Here is a 1,113-nt window from a genome sequence, read left to right as displayed (position 1 = left end):
TGTTCTGTCCTGACAGGTTGGTGACGCGGCTGGCGGGTGGTTGGCCGTCCAGGGCGGTGTGGCCGCGGTGGTGGTTGTAGGTGTGGAGCCAGGTGGGGAGTGCTTGGCGGCGTTGGGTTTCTGAGGTGTAGGGGTGGGCGTAGGCCCATTCGGTGAGCAGGGTGCGGTGGAAGCGTTCGACTTTGCCGTTGGTTTGGGGTCGGTAGGGGCGGGTGCGTTTGTGGGTGATGCCGGCGGTGTGCAGGGTGTGGGCCCATAGCCGGGAGCGGTAGCAGGATCCGTTGTCGGTCAGGACCCGTTGGATGGTGATGCCGGCGTTGGTGAAGTAGGCGTGGGCGCGTTTCCAGAACGCGGTGGCGGTTTCCTTGGTTTCGTCGGGCAGGATTTCGGTGTAGGCCAGGCGGGAGTGGTCGTCGATGGCGGTGTGCAGGTAGGCGTAGCCCAGGTTGGGGCGGCCGCCGGTGGTGCGGGGGCGTGCGGGGTCGCGGTGGGCGGCGCTGTTGTGCCGGCCGGTTTGGCGGCCGTGCACCTTGTGGCCGCCGCCGTCGGGGATGTTGCCGAGTTTTTTGATGTCGATGTGGATCAGGTCGCCGGGGGCGGGGTGCTCGTAGCGGCGCACCCGGCGGCCGGTGGCCCGGTCCAGGTGCGCCAGGGGCGGGCAGCCGTAGCGGCGTAGTACCGCGTGGACCGTGGAGGGTGCCAGGCCCAGGCGGGCGCCGATGCGGGCCGGGCCCATCTTGCGGGTGATGCGGATCTTGATGATCCGCCGCTCCAGACGCTCGGGAGTACGGGCGGGGCTGTGGTGCGGGCGGCTGGAGCGGTCGGCCATGCCCGCCGCGCCCTCGGCCTGGTAGCGGGCCGCCCACCGGGCCGCGGTGGTGTGGGAGACCTGGAACCGCTCGGCCGCCCGCCGCAGCGACCATCCCTCCTCCACGACACAACGGGCCAAACGCAACCGGCCCAGCTCCGTCAACGGCGCGTTACGGTGGGGCACGAGGACCTCCTACGGGTGCGGAGTGGCTGTGTGGTAGCTCCACACCACACCTGGGAGGTCCTCCCTATTTCAACAACATCCGGCCCGTGTCGCCGTCACCAACGTCCATGAGCAGTACA

The 1,113-nt window shown here is 69.6% G+C and carries 1 protein-coding gene; it reads right to left on the bottom strand.

Annotated elements, in window-relative coordinates; genetic code table 11:
• Positions 1 to 994: IS481 family transposase (locus DPM19_RS34695; protein WP_111872334.1), on the bottom strand; the 994-nt coding region annotated here is incomplete at its 3' end.
• Between the last annotated feature and the right edge of the window lie 119 nt (positions 995 to 1,113).

This window comes from Actinomadura craniellae (assembly GCF_003289645.1).
Taxonomy (GTDB): domain Bacteria; phylum Actinomycetota; class Actinomycetes; order Streptosporangiales; family Streptosporangiaceae; genus Actinomadura_D; species Actinomadura_D craniellae.
The sequence above is the reverse complement of the archived record's forward strand: the minus strand, read 5'-3'. Positions and strand labels throughout refer to the sequence as shown.